Annotated in this window: 2 protein-coding genes; both read right to left on the bottom strand. The window is 59.4% G+C overall.

The features are described 5' to 3' along the window. On the bottom strand, positions 1 to 1,690 hold a 1,690-nt coding region (locus HOC_RS20265), incomplete at its 3' end, for a DUF3363 domain-containing protein (RefSeq protein WP_051625173.1). Positions 1,691 to 1,779: 89 nt separating this feature from the next. Then, complete coding sequence (locus tag HOC_RS21625) at positions 1,780 to 2,538, bottom strand: S26 family signal peptidase (protein WP_084146516.1); 759 nt, start codon at positions 2,536 to 2,538, stop codon at positions 1,780 to 1,782. Positions 2,539 to 2,752 lie beyond the last annotated feature (214 nt).

Raw genomic sequence — 2,752 nt, 5'->3', positions numbered from 1 at the left:
AGGTCAAGGGCGTCAACGCCGGACGCTTACCGCTCACCCGCGAAACCGGCTCGCGATAAGTACCGTCGACATGACCGCGTTCCGGCGCCGGCGAATAAGGCTTCCCGATCTCGTCACTGAGAGACCGCCCCGCCTGGGTCAGGTCGCGCTTCAACAGCTCAGACTTCTGTGCTGCGGATAGCCCTGCGCCAGTCTCTACTTTCATCCCGATTTCCGCCAGGAATGCGCGTCGCTTCACCTGCGCCTCAGCAACCTCCTGACCAAACCCAAGCGGCACACCGGATGTGGAAGGCGCTTCGTCCAACCATGTGACGCCAAGAGCTGATTCCTGATCTGCCAACCCGAGCTCCGAACTAACCAATACCTGCGCCGCCCGGAACCGTGCCTGAGCTAACTCGTACGAACTCGCCCGATCCAGATAATCCGGTGGAACCTTCCACTCCGCATTAGATGAACGCTCGATATGACCAGCGCGCCGCAAAGCTTCTAGCCGGCGCACATGGGCAGCGACAAACTCCGGACTGGCCCGGGGATCGTCCGCTTGGTGCAAACCTGCCGAATAGGTCCCGCCATTCGCCCGCGCGATCCGATCAATCGTGAGGTCCGAAGACTTCGGCTCAAGGTTTGGCGGCGACACGGTGATGATGGCGCCGCGCTTCAGTTCTTCGACGTTGCCGGCGACACCCAGCTCCACAAACACGGCACGTCCATCAATCCCGTCGATGATCGCATAAGCGCGATCGTGCGCTTCACCCGTCAGCCCGGTTTGCAGCACTGCGCCCGTTACGCTCCGGCCATCCGGATCAGACTTGTCGAACACCACATCCGCATCGAGCCGCCGGTCCCTGCGTCCAACAAGCGCGCGGTTCATCGTCTTGATGATGTCGTGCCGTTCGGAAAGCCCCCGCAAAACCTCCCGGAAATTCTCCCGCATCTGCCAGCGCCCGGCGCCGAGTTTCTGGGCAAGTCCAAGCCGGTCCAATGTCCGCAGCCGGGCGGCATGCAGGGTACGATACTGCGAGGGACTGTCCTTCAGGCGGAACTCACCATCCGAGCCGGCTTGCCGCGCGATGAAATGGTCGATCCGCGTGACCCGTTCGGCGGCAACTTCGGCATTGAGTTTTCGTTCCTGTTCGAGCCTTGTCTCCGGACCAAGCTCCAGAGTGACCAGATTCTCCGCACGCTCACGGATTCCGTGTGATATGTAGGCTCGCGGCATGACAAGATCCGAACCATCGTCGCGGCGTCCCCGTATGACCAGGTGCGCATGCGGCCGGCCGGTGTCATGGTGCACTGCGCCAATCCAATCGAGCCGCGTACCAAGATCAGTTTCTATCTGCGAAACGAGATCACGAACGAAGGGTTTGAGGTCGGCCATTTCGGCTCCGTCTTCGGGAGAAACAATGAACCGGAAATGATGCCGGTCATCCGTGATGGATTTGACCAGACCTGATGCGTTGGCATCCTCGCTCGTAGCGCCAAACAGTTTCCCGCGATCCTTTTCTTCAAGCGCCGCGTCGCGCCGGATATAGCCGATATGCGCGGCGAGGGCTGCTGCGCTGGACGCCGACATCCGCACGATGCGTGCCTTGACGATCACGCGTCTCTGTCCGCCGCGCGGAACAGGGCGCGGCCGGGCGGGCAGGGTGGTCCGGCGGACACCGCCAGCTGACGACAGCGCCTTCGTCATGCGCGTGAGGTACGTCTTAGTGCGTCCCCCTGAACCAGCCGAGCGAATCCTGCCAGGTCTCGGGGTAAAGGGATTGTCTGGCGGCGCGCTCATTCGGGCCGATCCGGAGGAAAGCAGGCAAGATTGCGCGTATGGAACCATGCCAACCGGTTGTTATCATTGAGGTTTCCATCAGACCACAGAGCTGCGTGCCCGCCTGTGGAACTATAAAAATCGATGTGCAGACAAGGGACAAGCCCCTGATTGGTTCCATGAGCTTTTATCTTGCATTCCGATCTTCCCTCGCATTCCGATCTTCCCTCGAATTCCTCACTGAACGCCTCGCTATGCTGCTCCAGAACATCCCCCATCCACACGGCACTACCGATAATGTCGCTCTCCCGAACGGGCCCGAAATACCGCCCGTCAAAGGAGTCCGGTGTACGATCAGAAAGGAGCAGCATCTCATTTGGCTGAAGCTGCCTGCAGGCCGTCCAGGGAGACGGCAGGGCGCGTCCCCTGTTATCAGCGGATAGCAAGCGAACAGTTGGTGTGCCGTTGATGAATAAGACACCGTCGACCGCACAAACCATATCCCCTTCGAGCGCCCGGACGGTCTTGATGACGGGGATGCCCGACGCAAGATAGCGCCTCTGGATCGCGAGTTTGGACGCCGTTTCCGGCAGGTTCGAAACAACCAGATCACCCCGCGAAATAACCTCCATAGGTTCAACACGGTACCACCCAAGCGGAGCACTTTGGCTCGGATTATAAAGCAGGAGCGGCGGTAAAACCCCGGTCGCCGGAACGCCAATCAATACCACTCCGATCACAGAAATGCCGCTCCAGAATACTGCGCGAAGCCTCATGAATTGCCCCACCCATAGTTCGAAAACTGCGGCAGAATTTCGATCGAGATTGTCATGAAATCGATCCTTCGTGTGTCGAATTCACCCGCCATTTCCTGATCCTCGCGAGCAATTCCACACCTTCGAATACGCATTCAGATCATCGACATGATAGACGACCGTGCCGCCATGTTTCCGGTATTGCGGTCCATTGTTCGACCAGCGCCAGTTCTCC

It is taken from the genome of Hyphomonas oceanitis SCH89 (assembly GCF_000685295.1).
Taxonomy (GTDB): Bacteria; Pseudomonadota; Alphaproteobacteria; order Caulobacterales; family Hyphomonadaceae; genus Hyphomonas; species Hyphomonas oceanitis.
The sequence above is the reverse complement of the archived record's forward strand: the minus strand, read 5'-3'. Positions and strand labels throughout refer to the sequence as shown.

Coding starts and splice junctions, on each gene's coding strand:
- HOC_RS21625 (WP_084146516.1), bottom strand. CDS start 2,538: ATGAGGCTTCGCGCAGTATTCTGGAGCGGCATTTCTGTGATCGGAGTG.